Here is a 19,549-nt window from a genome sequence, read left to right as displayed (position 1 = left end):
AAATCAGAGTGGAACCGCGAAGTTAAAGCTTCGCCTCTGAAAATAGAGGCGGAGTTTTTTGTTTTTCAAAATCCGGAGTTTGAAGAACAAAGGCTCTAATTCTTATAAATATAAATTAATCTTAAGGGGGATTAAAATGAAATTCAAAAAACTATCAAAAATATTAACAGGAATAATAACCGCAGCAATGATATTGACAGGATGCGGAACAAATAAAGGGACAAGCTCAAATGCTAATGGAACTGCAGCTAAATCAGATACTTTTGTATATGGAATACCAGGTGATCCAGGTAATTCTGTAAATGTAATAACAACAAGTGATCGTTTTGGATTAATGACAATAAAGGCATTGTATTCACCGTTATATATGTATAATGCAGATGGAATTAATTATTTTCTTGCAGAAAGTATGACACAATCAGAAGATAAATTAACTTATACAGCAAAACTTAGACAAGGTGTCAAGTGGAGTGATGGAGAAGATTTTACTGCAGACGATGTAGTTTTCACCTATAATGAAATGTTAAAAGAAAAAAATGCTGGTTGGGCATATAGCCAATTAATATTTAATGGAGAACCAGTAAAGGTTACAAAGGTAGATGATTATACAGTTGACTTTACACTTCCAGAAGTTAGTGCACCTGGAATTGAGCTTTTAGCTAACATCTTTATAATGCCAGAGCATATCTATAAGGATGAGACTAATTTTGAAAATAGTCCTAAAAATGCAACACCAGTAGGTACTGGACCATATAAGTTAGAAGAATACAAAGCTGGTCAATATGTAAAGTTTACAAAAAATGATGATTATTTCTTAGGAAAGCCAAATATTCAAAATGTTATTTTTAGAGTAATACCAGATGCTAATACAGCTAAACTTTCTCTTCAAAAAGGAGAAATTAATGCATTATCTGTTCAATCAAGCGATTTATCCGATTTAGAAAAGAATAATAGCTTAACCACTTACAAATATGATGAAGGTAGAGTGGGTTACCTAGTTCTTAATTCTAATTCAAAAAAACTTAAGGATGCTAATGTGAGACAAGCAATATTATATGGATTAAATAGAAAAGATTTAATTAATGCTGCTTTTGGATCAGAAGAGTATGCTGCTGAAGCTTATACATTCCTTCCAAATGAAAATCCATTCCATACAGATAATGTTGAAAAGTATGATTTTAACCAAAATAAATCTAAAGAACTTTTAGAAAAGGCTGGAGTCTCTGGGCTTACACTTAAGCTTGGTTATTCTTCAAATGATGTGCCTTCCCAAAAAGAAGATGCTATAATTCAACAAAATCTTAAAGCTGTAGGAATAAATGTTGAACTAGCTGCAGGTGAGTCAACAGCAATAAGTCAACAAATGAAAAATAAAGATACTGATTATGATATGTTCCTAGGTGGATATATTATGGGAATAGATCCTGATACATTTAATTCATTATTTACATCAGATAGCCCATCTAATTATAGTCATTTTGGGGATAAAGAAATTGATGATTTATTTAATGCTGGAAGAGTAGAAACTGACGAGGTGAAGAGAAAAGAAATATACAATAATGTTCAAAAGAAACTTCAAGATAATGCGTATTTTTATCCAATACTTGAAAATAAGAGAATTGTAGTTATGAATTCTAACTTAGGTGGAGTAGAAGAGGCTAAGTTAGTTCCAGTTTATACTTTTGAAGATATGTCTAAATTATATTTTAAATAATAAATTTGAATTTTAATATATTGGGAATAAGATCTTATTCCCAATATATAATTTTTTATTAAGGAAGTGAGAGTAAGTGGCAAAATATATAGTAAAAAGAATCCTTCAAGCGATTCCATTGGTATTATTAATTTCTATAATATGTTTTGTTTTAATTCAGTTAGCCCCATATAATGCAATTGATACAATGATTACGCCAAAGATGCCACAAGAAACAGTAGACCTTATAAAGGCTAAATACGGATTTGACAAACCAGTGTATGTTCAATATTTTTTATGGCTTAAAGGAGTATTGAGTGGACAGTTTGGATATTCAATAATAACTCATGAAAGTATTTCAAATGATTTGGTTGCAAGAATACCAGCAACTATTGCTTTAGTATTACCATCTTATTTAATTGCCGTTGTAATATCAATAGTTCTTGGTTTAATATCGGGCTCAAATAAAAATAAAATAGTAGACAAAATAATAGATGTTTTTTGTTCAATAGGCATAGCCATACCTAGCTTTTGGTTTGCGATGATTATGATATTTGTATTTGGATATAAGCTTGGCATTTTGCCTATATTAGGTATGAACACTATAGGGAGAGAAGGCTCAGTTTCAGATTTCTTACTTCACTTTATAATGCCAGGCACTGTCTTAGTTATTGCATATTTACCAGATTTAATAAGATATGTAAGATCATCAACTATAGGACAAATTTCAGAAGAATATGTAATTGTACAAAATGCTTTTGGAGCAAGTAAAAGAGAAATACTTTTTAACCATGTATGTAAAAATGTACTTTTACCTATAGTCACAAAGAGTGGTATGGCATTACCTATGTTAATTACAGGAGCAATGATAACAGAAACAGTATTTGGATGGCCAGGAGTTGGGCCATATTTTGTAAATGCTGTTCGTGCCTTAGATTATCCAGTTATCATGGCAATTTTACTATTATCATCTTCTTTAGTTATAATAGGTAACTTATTATCCGATATACTATATTCTCTGATTGACCCTAGAATAAAGGAAATGGGGTAAGAAATATGAATAGTAGAAGAATAAAAAATGTTAAGGATGAACTTAAAGGAAATAAGAGTGCTTTAATTTCAATAGGATTTCTAATATTTATAGTAGTTATTTCAACATTTGCATTTGTAATACCTATAGATCCTGATGTTACAAATACATCAAATATACTGCAATCCCCTAGTTTAACTCATTTATTCGGTACAGATGAGTTAGGAAGGGATTATTTTGTAAGAACTGTATATGGAGGAAGAGTATCTCTTACAGTTGGAGTCCTTGCTATGATTATTTCCACTAGCATAGGGGTAGCCTTTGGTACTATAAGTGGATATTTTGGTGGAAAGATAGATAGTATTCTTATGAGATTTGTTGATTTAATATCATCTATTCCATGGATGATATTAGTAACTGTAATAAGCATATTTTTAAAGCCAGGGCTTCAAGCAATAATAATTGTAATAGGCTTATTTTCTTGGATGGAAACTGCAAGGTTAGTTCGTGCAGAAACACTTTCAATAAAGGAGAGGGAGTATGTTCTTTATGCAATTTCTATAGGGGAATCATCTAATAAAATAATATTTAAGCATATAATTTCTAGTGTATTTCCTACTATAATAATAGCTTCAACATCAAGTATTGCTAGTGCAATAATGACGGAATCCTCATTAAGTTTCCTAGGACTTGGAATTCAGCAACCTATGTCTTCTTGGGGAAGCCTACTTCAAAATGCTCAAACAAACTTACAAAGTGCTCCTTATATGGCCATATTACCAGGATTATTAATAGTATTAACAATATACTCATTTAATAAATTAGGTAATGTCTTAAGAGTATTTGTTGAACCTAAAGTTTCAGGGGGTGAAAGATAAGTATGAAAGATGAAACACTTCTTAAAGTTAACAATCTTAAAACAAATTTTTACAGTAAAAATAATAAAATAGAAGCTGTAAGAGGGGTCAGCTTCCATGTTAATTCTGGTGATATACTTGGAATTGTTGGAGAATCTGGTAGTGGAAAAAGTGTACTTATGAGATCAGTAATGCAAATACTTCCAGAAAATGCGAAGATAGATTCCGGAGAAGTTTATTTTGATGGCAAAGATATTTTAAAATTAGATTCAAAGGAAGCAAAAGGTATTAAAGGGAAAGAAATTGCTATGATATTTCAAAACCCTATGACTGCATTAAATCCATTAAAAAAAATAGGAGATCATATAGTAGAAGTACTAGTTAGACATAAGGGTATAAATAAAAAGGAAGCAAGAAAAATGGCAATAGAGGTTTTACGTGAGGTAGGAATACCTATGCCAGAGAAGAGAATTGATCAATATCCTCATGAATTTAGTGGTGGAATGAGACAAAGAGTGCTAATAGCTATGGCTCTTGCATGTAGCCCAAAGCTTTTAATTGCAGATGAACCAACAACGGCTCTTGACGTCACAATACAAGCACAAATTTTAGACCTGTTAAGATCCTTGAAAGAAACGAATAATATGTCTATTATTCTTATAACTCATGACCTTGGAGTAGTGGCTAGTCTATGTAATAGAGTCGAGGTTATGTATGGAGGACTAATAATGGAGGAAGGACTTATAGATGAAATATTCTATGATGCTAAACATCCATATACAAAAGCATTATTAAATTCTATACCTAAAATCGAAGGTGATGAAAAGATAAGACTTAAGCCAATAAATGGCTCAGCGCCATCTCTTTTAAATCCACCTAAGGGATGTCCCTTTGCAGAAAGATGTCAATTTGCAAATAAAAAATGTTTTGATGAAATGCCTGTATATAAGAATTTCAGTAATACACATAAAGCTATGTGCTTCTTAGCGAAGTAGAGAAATTTATAATATAAGTAGTTAGGAGGGAAGTTATAGTGACGAAGTCTAATGATGTATTAATAGAAGTAAGAGACTTAAAGAAGTATTTTCCAGTAAAAAATCAGTTTTTAAAAGGTGAAAAGAAGTTTGTAAAAGCTGTTGATGGAGTTTCCTTTGAAATAAAAAGAGGAGAGACTTTTGGGCTAGTTGGAGAATCAGGTTGTGGAAAATCAACTCTTGGAAGATCAATTACTAGACTTTATGATATAACATCTGGAGATATATTTTTTGAGGGTACTAATATTGCTAGATTTAATAGAAGAGATATGAAAAGTTTTTATAGAAAAATGCAAACTATTTTTCAAGATCCATATTCATCATTAAATCCCAACATGAATGTTAAAGAATTAATTGATGAACCTTTAGCAGTGCATACAAATTTAACAAAAGAAGAAAGGGATAATAAAATACAAGAATTACTTGAAATGGGTGGTCTAAAAAAATCTGATATGGAAAAATTCCCATATGAGTTTAGTGGCGGACAATGTCAGAGGATAGGAATTGCAAGAGCAATATCAACAGAGCCAGATTTTATATTATGTGATGAACCTATTTCAGCATTAGATGTATCAATACAAGCTCAAGTAATAAATATGTTAGAAGATTTACAAGAAAAAATGGGATTAACTTATCTTTTTGTAGCTCATGACTTATCTATGGTAAGGCATATTTCAGATAGAATTGGAGTAATGTATTTAGGAAAAATAGTGGAAATATCTGAAAGTAATGATTTATATAAGAATCCACTTCATCCATATACAAAAGGACTTTTATCAGCCATACCAGTAGCTGATCCTAAAAAAGCAAAGGCTTCTGAAATACAAATTATTAAAGGAGATATACCTAGTCCAATAGATATTCCATCAGGTTGTAGATTCCACACTAGATGTCCATATGCGACAGAAAAGTGCAAGGAGGTTCAACCAGAAATGAAGGAAGTAGGAGTTGGACATTTTGTAGCTTGTCACTTATATTAGAATATAAGGATAGATGGTTTTTAATATTTATGTTTTTAAGATAAAAGGTAGTTTCTTTGGAAACTACCTTTTTATGATATAAAAAGGCAATTTGTTTGTATAAAACATTAGAATTACTTAGATAAGGCGTCTCACCTTTAGACTATTATTTCCTTTTGCGAAGAAATTTTGTTATATTTTAGGACGTGCAGAATTTACCACAATAACAAAGTACATTAAAAACTATGTTAATAAAGAGTGTAGATACCATATTGAAACAAATAACACCATTTGAATTTAGTATTAAATAGGTTTTTTTACTCAAACTAAACCATGGTAAATGTTTACATGAAAGTATATCAGTGTTATAATTTTCATGATATATAATTTTATCGATTATATATAAAGTTATAAGGGGATGAAAATATGAGAAATATTAGAAAAAGAGTTTTAACTACTATCTTAAGCACCGCAGTTTTACTTAACGGAACAATTTATTCTAATGGAAAAACTGTACAGGCAGAGGAAAAATCAGAGGTGAAAGTAACAATACTTGGCACTTCAGATTTACATGGAACATTAGTACCATGGGATTATGCATCTGATTCAGCAAATGTATCAGGAAGTTTATCACAAATTTCTAAGGTAGTTTCTGATGTAAGAAAGGAAAATCCGAATACAATCTTGATTGATGTAGGAGACTCAATTCAAGGTAACTTTATTGAGACATTTAAAGATGGTGATGTACAACCTATATTGTTAGCAATGAAAGAAATGAAGTATGATACATGGACATTAGGAAATCATGAATTTGATTTTGGTCTTGATGTTCTAAAAAGAGCAACAGATCAATTAGTAGGATCAACAATGACACCTATATCAGCAAACATCTATAAGCAGGATGGAACAAGGTTTATTGAGCCTTATAAAATAGTTGAAAGAGATGGATTGAAAATTGCACTTATTGGAATAACAACTCCAATGGTTGAACAATTTAAAACACCAGAGCAAATAGGATTTATGAAATTTAAAAGTCCTATAGAAGAAACACAAAAAATTATTGCAGAGTTAAATGGAAAAGTAGATGCAATGATTGGAATTATGCATATGGGCGTTGATAATGAAAATAACATATCAGATACTGGTGTAACAGATGTAGCTAATGCATGCCCAGAACTTGATGTTATTTTTGCAGGACATATGCATCAATTAGTTAAGGATAAGGCAATAAATGGAGTAAGAATAGTAGAGCCAGGAAAATATGGACAATATTTATCAAGGGTTGATCTTACTTTTAAGAAGGACAGTAATAACAAACTAGTTTTAGATAAGAGTTCATTAAATGACAGCAGTTATACTATTAAAGGGGTAGAATCTGATAAAAATATTGAAGCTTTAGTTAAGCCTTATCATGATAAACTAAGAGCGGATGCAAATATTGTAATTGGGGAAGTAAAAGGTGTTAATATGGTAGATCCAGATGAGATTCCAGGAATTCCAACAATTCACTTAGAAGATACACCTCTTATAGATCTTTTCCATGAAGTAGCTCTTTATTATAGTAAAGCTGATGTAGTTTCCCTAGGAACAGACAATGAAAAAGCTAAGCTTAATGTAGGGCCGATAAAGAGAAAAGATATTGCATTTAATTATACATATGCAGGTGGAGAAGTAACAGTATATGAAGTTACAGGAGCTCAACTAAAAAAATATATGGAATGGTCAGCGGATTACTATAATACATTAAAGGATGGAGACATAACTATAAGTTTCAATCCTGTAAGAAGAGCATCTAAGTATAGTACAAACGATTATTTTGGTGGAATCAATTATACAATTGATTTGACTAAAGAATCAGGAAACAGAATAACAGATTTAAAGTATAAAAATGGAGCACCAATAAAAGATACTGATAAAATTAAGTTAGGAATGAACTCCTATAGAATGGATCAGCTTTTAGCTAAAGGTGGAATATTTGAAAACGAAAAAGATTTAATTAAGAAAACAGATTTTGATTCAAAATTAATTTTTGGAGAAGATGAAGGAACTATAAGAAATTTAACTATCAAATATATAAAAGAAGTTAAAAATGGAGTAGTTGAAAGTAAAAAACAAGATAATTGGAGAATAGTTGGAATAGATAGAGATTCTGCAGATTATAGAAAAGTAGCTGAATTGGTTAGAAGTGGAGAATTGGAAATACCTACAACAACAGATAAAAATGGAGTTGTTTATACTGCTACAGCTTCTATAAATAAAAAGGATTTACCGGTAGATAATACTGATGATAATGAAACAAATACTAATCCTGGGGATAATTCAGAAACAGGTACAAATACAGAAGATAATCAAGTAGATACTGACAAGGGAAACACTTCAATTAGTGAAGATGCAGGTAAGGGAGGAAATCTTCCTAATACAGGATCAGCAGTTACTCCAAATCAAATTTTAGTATTTGCTAGCATACTTATATTATCAGGAGCTATTTTGATTAAGAGAAAAAAGAAAGCTAGCTTATAAATGTTTAATTAATGTGGGGGAAGGATCAATCATTAATATTTCTTCTGTTGGAGGAAGTGTGCAAGATATTTCTCAAATAGTTTATGCTACTAGTAAAGAAATAGGATTGTATTAAAGATTTTAAGTAAATATTAAAGTGCTTTTCAGATTCCCTCAGACTTAGGTTTGGGGGAATATTTTTTCGTAAATAAAATTACAGAATTGTAAAGTATAAATTATATTTGAAATTCATTTAAATGATTTTTTATGAAATTGAAAGAGAATACTGCTTATTATACAGCGAATTAATAAAATCTTTAAAAGCTAATAATGTACCCATTAATAACATTGAGTTTAAACCAGTAAAAGAATTAATTATGATTAATAAACATGGTGGTTTAATTAAATTAAAAGAAGAAATAAGTAATTTATATATGTTTACTTTTTTAATTTTATCTGCTATTTAATTACGTTGCAGACTACTTAAGTGTAACTATTAATTTTTATTACGAGCAATCATATTTTGTCAAGTATGGTAGAATGATGTCGATATATAATATATATTTAAATATATGGTGATATAAAACTGTGTATTAGTAATTTCACGGGAATCATCGCCATAAATTACGGTTTGCCTAAGTATAGGAATAGATTCTTTGTATTAAAGGATAAGTAGAAACGAGAGAAAAGAAATTTTATAGCTAGTATCAAAAAATGAATAGCAAATAATTAACTAAAAATAAATATGGAGGTAATAATATATGAACGATAATTTTTACAAACAATTAATTGAAAAATTGCCAATAGGATATGCATATCACAAGATAATATGCGACAAACAAGGTAATCCTTGTGATTATGAATTTCTTGAAATTAATGATTCATTTGCAAAAATTACACGTCTAAAGGCTTCAGAAATTGTTGGTAAAAAAATATCTGAAATATTACCTGAAATTAAAAAAGATGAATTTGATTGGATAAAACTTTATGGAGAAATTGCTATTAATGGTGGTGAAAAAGAATTCGAACAATATTCACAAATTTTAAAGCGTTGGTACAGAGTAAAAGTATACTCTCCACAAGAATATTATTTCATAACAATTTTTATTGATGTAACTGCAGAAATGAGAGGAGTGGAAGAAAAGACAGCTATACTGACCACATTAAATGATATTATTTTTGAACTAGATAAAGATTATAGATTTAATAATATAATTGCTTCTGATGATAACTATCTATTTATGCCTAGGGAAAAAATTATTGGTAGAACTATTAAAGAACTTTTTTCTGAAGAATTGACAAAAATATTTATTTCTTCTTTTGAAAAGGCAGTAGTTTCTGGAGAAAAAGAATCTATTGTTTATAAATCACCTTTACAGGATAGTGAGCAGTGGTTCAAAGCAGATATTAAACATACTGAAATTGGAATAGAAAAAGGGTATATTGTAAGTATTATTAATTTTACTGAGCAAAAAAAACTTGAAGATAATTTATTGAAAAAAACACAAGAATTGGAAAAGTTTTTTTCTGTAAATTTGGACTTGCTATGTATAGCGGATACAGAAGGTAATTTTCTTAATGTCAACAAGGAATGGGAAAATATCCTAGGATATTCTAAAGAATATATAGAGAAAAGTAATTTTATGAAATTTGTGCATGCTGAAGACGTTGAAGTTACTATTGAAGCTATTAGGAAACTTGAAAAGCAAGAGCAGGTTTTAAATCTTGTAAACAGATATAGATGCAAAGACGGTTCTTATAGATATATAGAATGGCGTTGTCAACCATATGATAATTTAATATATGCTGCTGCTCGTGATATTACAGAAAAAATAGAAGAACAAAATTTATTAAAAAAAATGGTGAGTTTTTCAGAAGAATTTCTACAGTTATATGAAAAAGAGTTGAATTATCAAAAAATTACTGATGACTTTTTACATATGTCAAGAGCTAAATTTGCTGCATTCAATTTATATGATGAAGTTGGCAAACAATATAAGACCATGGCTATATCAGGTGACAATGATTTAATAAAAAAAGCTATTCAGTTGTTAGGTATAAAAATAGAGGGTAACAACTGGGAGTATGATTTAATAAGGGCTGAAAAAATAAAAGATAAGATAGTTACACGGTTTACTTCGTTAAAGGAATTTGCAGGTGATTTTATTTCTAAACCTCTACTTGATCTATTAGTAAATACATTTGATATTGGAGAAATTATTGTAATTAAAATTCTAAAAAATAATACTATTCTCGGAGATTTTACCTTTATTATGCCTAACGAGAAAAGCTTTAATAATGAAATTATAGCAGAAATGTACACTAGACAATTAGGTATGGTTATTACACAAAAGAGAACAGAGAATTTATTAAGGATAGAAAGAGAAAGATTAGAAAATATTCTAAAAGGTACTAATGTAGGTACTTGGGAATGGGATATTGAAAAAGGAGAAATAGTATTTAATGAGCGATGGGCAGAGATAATTGGTTATAAGTTTAATGAACTATCAATAATTAATTCTAAAGATTTAAAAAGATTTTTTCATGCTGAAGATTTAAGAAAATGTAGAATTCAATTAAAGAAAATATTTTCAAAAGAAATAGATTATTATGATATGGAACTTCGTATGAAGCACAAAGATGGTAGTTGGATCTGGGTACAAGATAGGGGGAAAATAACTTCATGGAATTCTAATGGTAAGCCTTTATTAATGAGTGGGACTCGTAGTAATATCAATCATCGAAAGCAAGTTGAAAATGAACTGATGAAAAGTGAAGAAAAATATCGTTTGATTTTTGAATATTCTCCACTTGGTGTTTACCATTTTGACAGTAGGGGAGTTATTACTGATTGTAATGACAATTTTGTAAAAATAATTGGATCATCTCGTGAGGCACTGATAGGGTTGAATACTCTTAAGCTATCAGATGAAAAGTTAGTAGAAGAAATAAAAAGAGCGCTTCATGGATATGAGACAACTTATGAGGGCAATTACAAGTCATTTACAGGAAACAAGATAACATCAGTAAGAGTGATGTTTGCCACAATACTTTCAGATGATAAGAGCATTGAAGGGGGAATAGGTATTGTGGAGGATATTACAGAACGTAAGAGAATGGAAGAAATAATATTTGATGAAAAAGAACGTTTAAAAACAACCCTTCTTTCTATTGGTGATGGCGTTATTTCTACTGATAGTCATGGGAATATATTGCTATTAAACAGAATAGCTGAGAAGTTAACGGGATGGACACAAGAAGAGGCTGTTGGTAAACCATTAGAAGAAGTATTTAATCTTATTGATGAATTTACAAGAGAAAAGTGTAATAATCCTGTATATAATGTTCTAAGAACAGGTAATATAGTTGAACTTTGTAATAATTCCATTTTAATATCTAAAGATGGAGAAGAAAGATTTATTGAAGATAATGCAGCTCCAATTAAAGGTGAAAATGATGTTATTAATGGAGTAGCGTTAGCATTTAGAGATGTTAGTGAGAAGAAAGAAAGGCAAGAAAAAATTGAATATTTAAGCTTTTATGACCAACTAACTGGATTATATAATAGAAGATTTTTTGAAGAAGAATTAAAGAGGTTAGATACTAAAAGTAATCTTCCAATAACTCTTGTTATAATTGATGTCAATGGATTAAAACTAACTAATGATGCTTTTGGTCATTTAGAGGGAGATAAACTTTTACAAAAAGTTGCTAAGGTGATAAAAAAAGAATGTAGAAATGAGGATATTATTTCTAGAATAGGTGGAGATGAATTTACAATTATATTGCCTAAAACTAGTTCTGAGGAAACAGAAAAGATTTTAAATCGAATAAATAGTGCTATTGATAAGGAAAAATTTAATTCGATTAATGTATCAATTTCTTATGGGTGGAAAACTAAAATAGAAGAGAATGAGGAAATGCTAGCAGTATTTAAGAAAGCTGAAGACTATATGTATAGGCGGAAGTTATCTGAAAGTACCAGTATGAGGTATAAGACTATAGAGGTAATAATAAAAACTTTATACGAAAAAAATGAAAGAGAAGAGAAGCATTCCATACGAGTCGGAGAACTATGTGCTTTAATAGCATCTACTTTAAATTTAAGTGATGCAAATATAAGAGAGCTTAGAACGGCAGGACTGATGCATGATATAGGAAAAATAGCCATTGATGGAAAAATTCTGAATAAACCTAGTTCGCTTAGTGATTCTGAGTGGCTAGAAATCAAGAGGCATCCTGAAATTGGATATAGGATATTAAGCTCTTTAAATGAATATGCACCAATTGCAGAGTATGCTTTAGCACATCATGAAAGGTGGGATGGAAAGGGATATCCTAAAGGACTAAAAGGAGAAGAGATACCTTGGCAAGCTAGGGTTATAGCAGTGGCTGATGCTTATGATGCTATGACTAGAGATAGACCTTATAGGAAAAACTTAAGCAAATCTGATGCAATTGAAATAATAAGAAAAAATGCTGGAACTCAGTTTGACCCAGAAATAGTTAAATTATTCATTGAAAAGGCGCTAAATGAGGAATAAAAAAGAAGCTTAATAATTTCATTCAAAGATTTAAAATATAAAATTTAATAATAAATTTTATATAAATTAGAATGTATAACATATAGTTTAGGAATCCTAAGGAAATTTAGGGTTCTTAAATTTTTTAATTATAATATATTGTTCTAAATTTTCAAATTAATAAAATATTGAAAAAATTCTTTTTTAGGTATTGACAATAATGAAATAAGATTGTACACTATATATAATTTAATAAATACCTCACTTTTATATGTGAGGTAGAGGCGCAAAATTTAACAGTTTTTAGTGGAGCTTGAGAAGGCGATGATGCTAATGAGAAGGGAATTTTGCCGAAGTTTGTAATATTTCTCAGTATTACTTGCTGGGTCTGTAGTTAAGAGCTACAGGACTGTCTTAATAAATGTCCCGGTTTATTAAGTTGTGCTATCTCAAATGGGAAAGATGAGGATTAGGTTAATTATATAAGTAGACCTGAGCTTTGCTCAGTTATTTTTTTATAGTTAATTATCCGAATATTTAAGATAGCACCAACCTAAGTAAAGGTTGGTTTTTTTATTATAAAAAAGGAGAGGATTTACTATGAAGAAAAAACTATCATTATTAATTTCATTATCATTGACAGCAATGTTAACACTAACAGGGTGTGGCTCAGGAAAATCATCAGGAAATAAAGGTGAAGATGTCTTTAGGGTGGGACTTGAAGCAGGATATGCACCATTTAACTGGACACAAATGAATGATTCAAATGGTGCAGTAAAAATTGATGGAAGTGCAGAATACGCAGGAGGCTATGATGTAGAAATTGCAAAAAAAATAGCTGATGGCTTAGGAAAAAAATTAGTTATTGTTAAAACAGAGTGGGATGGATTAGTTCCAGCATTAACATCAGGTAAGATAGATGCAATAATAGCTGGAATGTCTCCAACAGAAAAGCGTAAAGAAACAATTGATTTTTCAGATAACTATTATACATCAGATTTGGTTATGCTTGTTAAAAATGGAGGAGCTTATGAAAATGCTAATTCATTAAAAGATTTTTCAGGAGCTAAAATAACAGCTCAATTAAATACATTCCATTATTCAGTAATAGATCAAATTCCAGGTGTAAATATACAACCAGCTATGGATAATTTTCCAGCTATGAGGGTTGCTCTTGAGTCAGGAGTAATTGATGGATATGTAACAGAAAGACCAGAAGCTATAAGTGCTCAAATGGCTAATTCAAACTTTAAAATGATTGAATTCAAAGATGGATTTGTAACATCACCAGAAGATACAGCAATAGCAGTAGGGCTTGCAAAAAATAGCGAGTTAACTAAAAAAATAAATGAAATTTTAGCTGGTGTATCACAAGAAGAACAAAAAACAATAATGGACAATGCTATTAAAAATCAACCAGCAGCACAATAATATTAGAGTTAGAATTGGTTAAATTCAACCAATTCCCTCTTATTATATTTAATAAGGAGAATAAAAGATGAGTATAGAATGGATAATAAGAATTGTTGAAAATAACTGGCCAATGTTTTTACGTGGGGCAGGAATGACATTATTAATTTCTATAGTTGGTACTTTAGTAGGTTCATTAATTGGTTTATTAGTAGGTGTTGTACGTACTATTCCAGTACCAGATAGAGGAATTAAAAGAGGAATTTTAAAATTTATTAATGCTATTCTTTCAATTTATATAGAGTTTTTCCGTGGAACACCTATGATTGTGCAAGCTATGGTAATTTATTATGGATCAGCACAATTCTTAGGGATAGATATAAATAAAATAGTAGCAGCTTTATTTATAGTATCTATTAATACAGGTGCATATATGTCAGAAATAGTTAGAGGCGGTATTGTTTCAGTAGATAAGGGGCAATTCGAAGCGGCTCAAGCCATTGGAATGACGCATTCTCAAACAATGATTAATGTAGTATTACCACAAGTGATTCGTAATATTTTACCAGCAACAGGCAATGAATTTGTAATAAATATAAAAGATACATCTGTACTAAATGTAATTTCGGTATCAGAGTTATTTTTCCAAACTAAATCAATTGCAGGAAATAATTTTAGATATTTTGAGTCATTCTTTGTATCATGCATAATTTACTTTGTAATGACATTTACAATTACAAGAATTTTAAGAGCTATAGAAAGAAAAATAGATGGTCCAGACAATTACATTATGGCAGGTAATCAAATGCAAGTAGAAACACCTGAAAATATACTACGTAAAAAGAAAGTACTGTAGTAGTATAGTTTAATGGAGGAGAGAATATGGAAAAAGTAATAGATATAAAGCATTTAAATAAATCCTTTGGAACACATGAAGTATTAAAAGATATTAACTTTTCAGTAAATAAAGGAGAAGTTGTTTGTATAATAGGTTCATCTGGGTCAGGAAAATCAACTCTTCTACGTTGTATAAATCTTTTAGAAAAACCAAGTGGTGGAGAGATAATTTACAATGAAGAAAATATTTTGGATGATAACCATAATATATATAAATATCGTACTAAACTAGGTATGGTATTTCAACAATTTAATTTATTTAATAACCATAATGTATTAAAGAATTGTGTTGTAGGACAAATGAAGGTATTAAAGCGTTCAAGAGAAGAATCTGAAAAAGTGGCAATGAAATATTTAGAAGTTGTTGGCATGGGTAACTATATTAATGCTAAACCGAAACAGTTATCTGGAGGACAAAAGCAACGTGTAGCTATTGCAAGGGCATTATCAATGGAACCAGATGTTATTCTTTTTGATGAGCCAACATCAGCTCTTGATCCAGAAATGGTAGGAGAAGTTTTAAAGGTTATGAAAGAACTTGCTGAGAGCGGTCTTACAATGCTAGTAGTAACACATGAAATGGGATTTGCAAAAGAAGTATCTGATCGTGTAGTATTTATGAATAATGGAGTTATTGAGGAAGAAGGCACTCCAGAAAAAATATTCAATAATCCAACTAAAGAGCGTACTCGTGAATTTTTAAAACGTACATTAAATAATATATAAAAATCGCTACTGTCAAAATAATTTTGATAGTAGCGATTTTTTATAAGAAAAACATTTCATTAAACTATAATAAATTTAATTTATTATAGTTTTTAATATGTCTATATATTAACTTGTTTTAATTATAGAATAATGTATATTTATTTATGATAACTTAAATTTTCATATTTTTTATTTCTTGAATTATATCTATAACAGCATTTTCAATAAGATCTTCTCTTACGTTTGTCACATTTAATTTCAAAATCTTTTCTTTCTGAAAAGTATCTAAATAATGACCTTGCTCAGTAGCAACTATGATAGATTTCTTTTTTAGATTACTTAAAAGGTGCTCCCTATTTACTTTATCGTTAAAAGTTATATAGGTATGAATACATTGATTTTCATTAGAATGATACTTAAAAATATCACTGTAATATTTATATTGATGCTCTAGCGTTGAATTTAAGCAAGTACTTCTTAAAGAATAAGAGGTTTTAATTTTTTGTTTATGACGCTCAAACATACCACTTTTTATATAGATTTCTAATGCAGCTTGAGAGAGCATAGGACTATCTACATCTATAAGCTTTTTATATTTACCAAAATCATTTTTAATAGCATCAGGAATGATAGCAACTCCTATTCTTAATCCAGGAAATATAATTTTTGAATAGCTTTTTAAGTAAATAACATGAGAAAAATTATCATAAGCATATAATGGATCAGCTTTTGAATTTTTTTCTAAGTCAGCTAAATAGTCATCTTCTACAATAAATACATCATATTTTTTTGCTAATTTTACTATTGTCTTTTTTTCTTCTTGAGAATATGAGGTTCCTAATGGATTATGAAATCGTGGCATGGTATAAAAAAATTTAATGCTTTTTGTTCTAAATAATTTTTCAAGTTGATTTAAATCAATTCCTGAACTAGTTCTTCTAATGCCTAATACTGGTATATTATGAGTTTCTAAATAATCTATAAATAAATGATATCCAGGTTGCTCTATTAAAATAGTTTCTTTTTTATTTGGAAAAGGTAATTTAGCTAGTATGGCTAATGCTTGTTGAACTCCAGAAGTAATAAATATATTTTCTTTATTTGCAAAAACCTGATAGTTAGCTAAATGCTTTTGAATAACGTTAATTAATGATGGCAGTCCTTTAGAAGTTCCATATATAAATAACTCATTTTTATATATGTTAATTGCTTCGTTAATACAATGCTGAAAATCTAAATATGGAAAAATTTGAGGGTCTGGAGATGCAGATGAAAAATCCAATATAGAGCTTTTAGAATTATCAAAATTAACTTTTCTTTTTACAAGATAATACCCACTTTTGGGTATAGAATAAACTATATGTTTTCTTTCTAATTCATTGAAAGCCCTTATTATAGTACTTTTATTGCAACAATACATATCAGAAAAAGCACGAATAGAAGGTAACTTATTTCCTTCTTTAAATTCTCCTTTCTGAATTAAATTCTCAATCTTATTTAATATTTCTAAATATTTATACATGGTTTTTACCTCTGAATTAAATTCTGTATCGGTACAGATAGCTTTTATTAATATTGTATCATATATATTAATTTACTAATATATAAACATACCTTATTAAGTTTAAATTTAAAGCCTATAAATATATAATTTTAGGAGGAATACATAATGAAATTTTCACATAAAAAAAAGGCGTATATAGCTGCCATATTATATTCCCTTATAACAGGGTTATCATTTTTATTTTCAAAATTAACATTAACTTTAGCTAATCCTCTAGATACATTAGCCCATAGGTTTACCGTATCATTTATTTTTGCTTCCATACCTGTTTTGTTAGGGTGGATAAAGTTAGATGTAAATAAGAAAGATATAATTCGTATTTTACCTCTTTCATTATTTTATCCAATTATGTTTTTTGGATTTCAAATTTTTGGACTAGTATACATTTCTTCTTCAGAAGCAGGAATTATTCAAGCTACTATCCCTATTTTTACAATGATATTGTCAATAATATTTTTAAAAGAGAACCCTAGTACATTACAAAAGATATCGATGTTGATATCTGTATTAGGAGTAGCTTATATATTTTTTATGAAGGGTATAAATTTAAAAAGTAATATTTTTATAGGCATATTGCTTATTCTTTTATCAGCTATTTCATCTGCAGGAAATAACGTACTATCAAAAAGAATGTCAGTAAGATATAGTCCGATTTCTTTAACTTATATAGTAAATTCTATGGGATTTATATTTTTTAATAGCATATCTATTATTAACCATATTTTCAAAGGAACAATTAATATTTATTTTAAACCATTTTCAAATCCGGTGTTTGTAGGATCAATAGTGTACTTAGGAATACTATCTTCTCTAATGACATCATTACTAGTAAACTATGCTCTATCTAAGATAGAAGCATCTAAGATGAGCGTATTTAGCAACTTTTCAACATTAATAACTATGATTGTAGGAGTAATTTTCTTAGGAGAAGAATTAAAATACTTTCATATAATTGGAGCAATTATGATTATACTAGGAATAATTGGAACTAACTTTTTGGATAATACATCTAGAGATTTAACAGAGGAGTGTAAAAGTTAAGCATAAGCGAATAATATTAAAAATTAATAAATAAAGTTTGAGAAGAGTAATTATTATAGGTGTTATTTCATTATAATAATTTATTTATAGTCTTGAATTGAGAAATTTAATATTCTTTAATTCAAGCTTTTTAACATATTAAATAAAAAAGCTTTTCTAAATTCACTGAGACTTATACCATAAACTAGTTCAAAGCATCTGTAAATATACTATTTAACATAAATGACATTAGGCTTTTCTTATAGCATTTATTTTATAATTATAAGATTTATTGATGTTATAACAAAGAGATTAAAGGTAGTTAATAATTAAAGTAACATATACTTTTTATATTCTAATAACAGATTTAATTATTTTAGATGTACATACATATATATAATAATATGGTAAAATATACATAAATTACTATAGGGTTTAAGGAGGGTTTATGGTGACGAAATTGATAATTGGGGGATTATTTTTTGTAATATTTGTCATGCATATGATTTTTACTAAAAATGAATATATTAAGGGGCGGTACTACACTAAGCCATTTTTAATGATATTACTAGCAATTTATTATATATTAAGTGTACCTGAAATTAATAAATTCATTGTATTAGCATTAGGATTTGCTTTTATTGGTGATGTATTTTTAATGTGGTCTGAAAGAAAAAGTTATTTTATTATAGGATTAGTAGCTTTTTTAATGGGTCATATTTGTTATGTTTTACTTTTTTTACAGGACATTTCTTTCACAAAAGATATACCAATATGGTTTTATCTTTCTATTATAATATATGTTATTGTAGCTATAGCTGTAATGAAAAAATTAAAGAATTATTTAGGTAACATGAAAATACCTACCTATGTATATGTGACAATTATTTCATCAATGAGTTTTGCTAGCTTAGCACGTATTTCAGTTATGGGGATTAGTACATCATCTTTACTTCCTTTTATTGGATCATTGTTATTTTTATGTTCAGATTCTATATTAGGATTTTATACTTTTAAAGGTAAATTTAAAAATGGAAATGTATATATTATGCTAACTTATGTTTTAGCTCAAGTTTTAATTGTTGGCGGATATTTATTTTAATATATAAAAATCGCTACTGTCAAAAGGGTTTTTGATAGTAGCGATTTTTTAGGGAAATTTTGAGTAATGGTCAAATTATTCAAAGAGAAATTCATATATTACAGGTAGTAATTTCTATGAAGTTTCAAGGGTTTTTGCAGATAATATTGTTTGAAAGATTCTCAAGGTTATAAATATACAGAATATTATGAAAATAATCTATATAATTTGTAAAAAAGCCTAAATATTATCAAGAATATTACGAAAATATATA

Annotated in this window: 15 protein-coding genes, 1 riboswitch and 1 other annotated feature (1 of these 17 running past the window's edge); of the genes, 14 read left to right on the top strand and 1 reads right to left on the bottom strand. The window is 28.9% G+C overall.

Annotation, left to right across the window (positions count from 1 at the left end):
• Positions 1-41 (top strand) — a binding site (T-box leader); it begins 201 nt to the left of the window's first position.
• A 95-nt stretch (positions 42-136) separates the two neighbouring features.
• The 12 genes from ACH36K_RS00410 to ACH36K_RS00355 all read left to right on the top strand — a co-directional run bounded on the left by ACH36K_RS00410 (position 137) and on the right by ACH36K_RS00355 (position 15,628).
• The gene (locus ACH36K_RS00410) at positions 137-1,714 is read left to right on the top strand and encodes an ABC transporter substrate-binding protein (RefSeq protein ID WP_411169102.1); all 1,578 of its coding nucleotides are present in this window, start codon (positions 137-139) and stop codon (positions 1,712-1,714) included.
• 76 nt (positions 1,715-1,790) lie between these two features.
• On the top strand, positions 1,791-2,744 hold the full coding sequence (locus tag ACH36K_RS00405; RefSeq protein WP_411169101.1) for an ABC transporter permease: 954 nt from the start codon (positions 1,791-1,793) through the stop codon (positions 2,742-2,744).
• Between the two features lie 5 nt (positions 2,745-2,749).
• On the top strand, positions 2,750-3,601 hold the full coding sequence (locus tag ACH36K_RS00400; protein WP_411169100.1) for an ABC transporter permease: 852 nt from the start codon (positions 2,750-2,752) through the stop codon (positions 3,599-3,601).
• Between the two features lie 2 nt (positions 3,602-3,603).
• Positions 3,604-4,575: an ABC transporter ATP-binding protein gene (locus tag ACH36K_RS00395; protein ID WP_411169099.1), complete on the top strand. Its 972-nt coding sequence runs from the start codon at positions 3,604-3,606 to the stop codon at positions 4,573-4,575.
• Between the two features lie 35 nt (positions 4,576-4,610).
• Complete coding sequence (locus tag ACH36K_RS00390; RefSeq protein WP_411170636.1) at positions 4,611-5,594, top strand: ABC transporter ATP-binding protein; 984 nt, start codon at positions 4,611-4,613, stop codon at positions 5,592-5,594.
• A gap of 405 nt (positions 5,595-5,999) precedes the next feature.
• The gene (locus tag ACH36K_RS00385) at positions 6,000-8,093 is read left to right on the top strand and encodes a 5'-nucleotidase C-terminal domain-containing protein (protein ID WP_411169098.1); all 2,094 of its coding nucleotides are present in this window, start codon (positions 6,000-6,002) and stop codon (positions 8,091-8,093) included.
• Positions 8,094-8,106: 13 nt separating this feature from the next.
• Entirely contained in the window at positions 8,107-8,208 is a 102-nt protein-coding gene (locus tag ACH36K_RS00380) for a hypothetical protein (protein WP_411169097.1), read from the top strand.
• A 121-nt stretch (positions 8,209-8,329) separates the two neighbouring features.
• On the top strand, positions 8,330-8,539 hold the full coding sequence (locus tag ACH36K_RS00375; RefSeq protein ID WP_411169096.1) for a hypothetical protein: 210 nt from the start codon (positions 8,330-8,332) through the stop codon (positions 8,537-8,539).
• Positions 8,540-8,833: 294 nt separating this feature from the next.
• On the top strand, positions 8,834-12,616 hold the full coding sequence (locus ACH36K_RS00370) for a PAS domain S-box protein (RefSeq protein ID WP_411169095.1): 3,783 nt from the start codon (positions 8,834-8,836) through the stop codon (positions 12,614-12,616).
• 250 nt (positions 12,617-12,866) lie between these two features.
• A riboswitch (Lysine riboswitch) is annotated at positions 12,867-13,050 on the top strand.
• Positions 13,051-13,195: 145 nt separating this feature from the next.
• Positions 13,196-14,026 (top strand): transporter substrate-binding domain-containing protein, encoded by an 831-nt coding sequence (locus ACH36K_RS00365; protein ID WP_411169094.1) that lies wholly within the window; start codon positions 13,196-13,198, stop codon positions 14,024-14,026.
• Positions 14,027-14,093: 67 nt separating this feature from the next.
• Entirely contained in the window at positions 14,094-14,861 is a 768-nt protein-coding gene (locus ACH36K_RS00360; RefSeq protein WP_411169093.1) for an amino acid ABC transporter permease, read from the top strand.
• A gap of 26 nt (positions 14,862-14,887) precedes the next feature.
• The gene (locus ACH36K_RS00355; RefSeq protein ID WP_411169092.1) at positions 14,888-15,628 is read left to right on the top strand and encodes an amino acid ABC transporter ATP-binding protein; all 741 of its coding nucleotides are present in this window, start codon (positions 14,888-14,890) and stop codon (positions 15,626-15,628) included.
• 154 nt (positions 15,629-15,782) lie between these two features.
• Here the strand turns inward: ACH36K_RS00355 and ACH36K_RS00350 are convergent, their stop codons facing one another.
• Positions 15,783-17,132 carry a PLP-dependent aminotransferase family protein gene (locus ACH36K_RS00350; RefSeq protein ID WP_411169091.1) on the bottom strand — a complete coding sequence of 450 codons (1,350 nt, stop codon included), beginning with the start codon at positions 17,130-17,132 and terminating at the stop codon, positions 15,783-15,785.
• 147 nt (positions 17,133-17,279) lie between these two features.
• On the opposite strand from ACH36K_RS00350, the gene ACH36K_RS00345 reads away from it, so the two are divergent.
• Both ACH36K_RS00345 and ACH36K_RS00340 read left to right on the top strand, forming a co-directional pair.
• On the top strand, positions 17,280-18,215 hold the full coding sequence (locus ACH36K_RS00345) for a DMT family transporter (RefSeq protein WP_411169090.1): 936 nt from the start codon (positions 17,280-17,282) through the stop codon (positions 18,213-18,215).
• 427 nt (positions 18,216-18,642) lie between these two features.
• Positions 18,643-19,296, top strand: coding sequence for a lysoplasmalogenase (locus ACH36K_RS00340; protein WP_411169089.1), 654 nt, complete (start codon positions 18,643-18,645; stop codon positions 19,294-19,296).
• Positions 19,297-19,549: the final 253 nt, after the last annotated feature.

The organism is Clostridium sp. MB05 (genome assembly GCF_046581255.1).
Taxonomy (GTDB): Bacteria; Bacillota; Clostridia; order Clostridiales; family Clostridiaceae; genus Clostridium.
The sequence above is the reverse complement of the archived record's forward strand: the minus strand, read 5'-3'. Positions and strand labels throughout refer to the sequence as shown.

Excerpts from the sequence above, each read along its gene's own strand:
- ACH36K_RS00410 (WP_411169102.1), top strand. The coding sequence starts at position 137 with ATGAAATTCAAAAAACTATCAAAAATATTAACAGGAATAATAACCGCA.
- ACH36K_RS00400 (WP_411169100.1), top strand. The coding sequence starts at position 2,750 with ATGAATAGTAGAAGAATAAAAAATGTTAAGGATGAACTTAAAGGAAAT.
- ACH36K_RS00395 (WP_411169099.1), top strand. The coding sequence starts at position 3,604 with ATGAAAGATGAAACACTTCTTAAAGTTAACAATCTTAAAACAAATTTT.
- ACH36K_RS00385 (WP_411169098.1), top strand. The coding sequence starts at position 6,000 with ATGAGAAATATTAGAAAAAGAGTTTTAACTACTATCTTAAGCACCGCA.
- ACH36K_RS00375 (WP_411169096.1), top strand. The coding sequence starts at position 8,330 with ATGATTTTTTATGAAATTGAAAGAGAATACTGCTTATTATACAGCGAA.
- ACH36K_RS00370 (WP_411169095.1), top strand. The coding sequence starts at position 8,834 with ATGAACGATAATTTTTACAAACAATTAATTGAAAAATTGCCAATAGGA.
- ACH36K_RS00365 (WP_411169094.1), top strand. The coding sequence starts at position 13,196 with ATGAAGAAAAAACTATCATTATTAATTTCATTATCATTGACAGCAATG.
- ACH36K_RS00360 (WP_411169093.1), top strand. The coding sequence starts at position 14,094 with ATGAGTATAGAATGGATAATAAGAATTGTTGAAAATAACTGGCCAATG.
- ACH36K_RS00355 (WP_411169092.1), top strand. The coding sequence starts at position 14,888 with ATGGAAAAAGTAATAGATATAAAGCATTTAAATAAATCCTTTGGAACA.
- ACH36K_RS00350 (WP_411169091.1), bottom strand. The coding sequence starts at position 17,132 with ATGTATAAATATTTAGAAATATTAAATAAGATTGAGAATTTAATTCAG.
- ACH36K_RS00345 (WP_411169090.1), top strand. The coding sequence starts at position 17,280 with ATGAAATTTTCACATAAAAAAAAGGCGTATATAGCTGCCATATTATAT.
- ACH36K_RS00340 (WP_411169089.1), top strand. The coding sequence starts at position 18,643 with ATGGTGACGAAATTGATAATTGGGGGATTATTTTTTGTAATATTTGTC.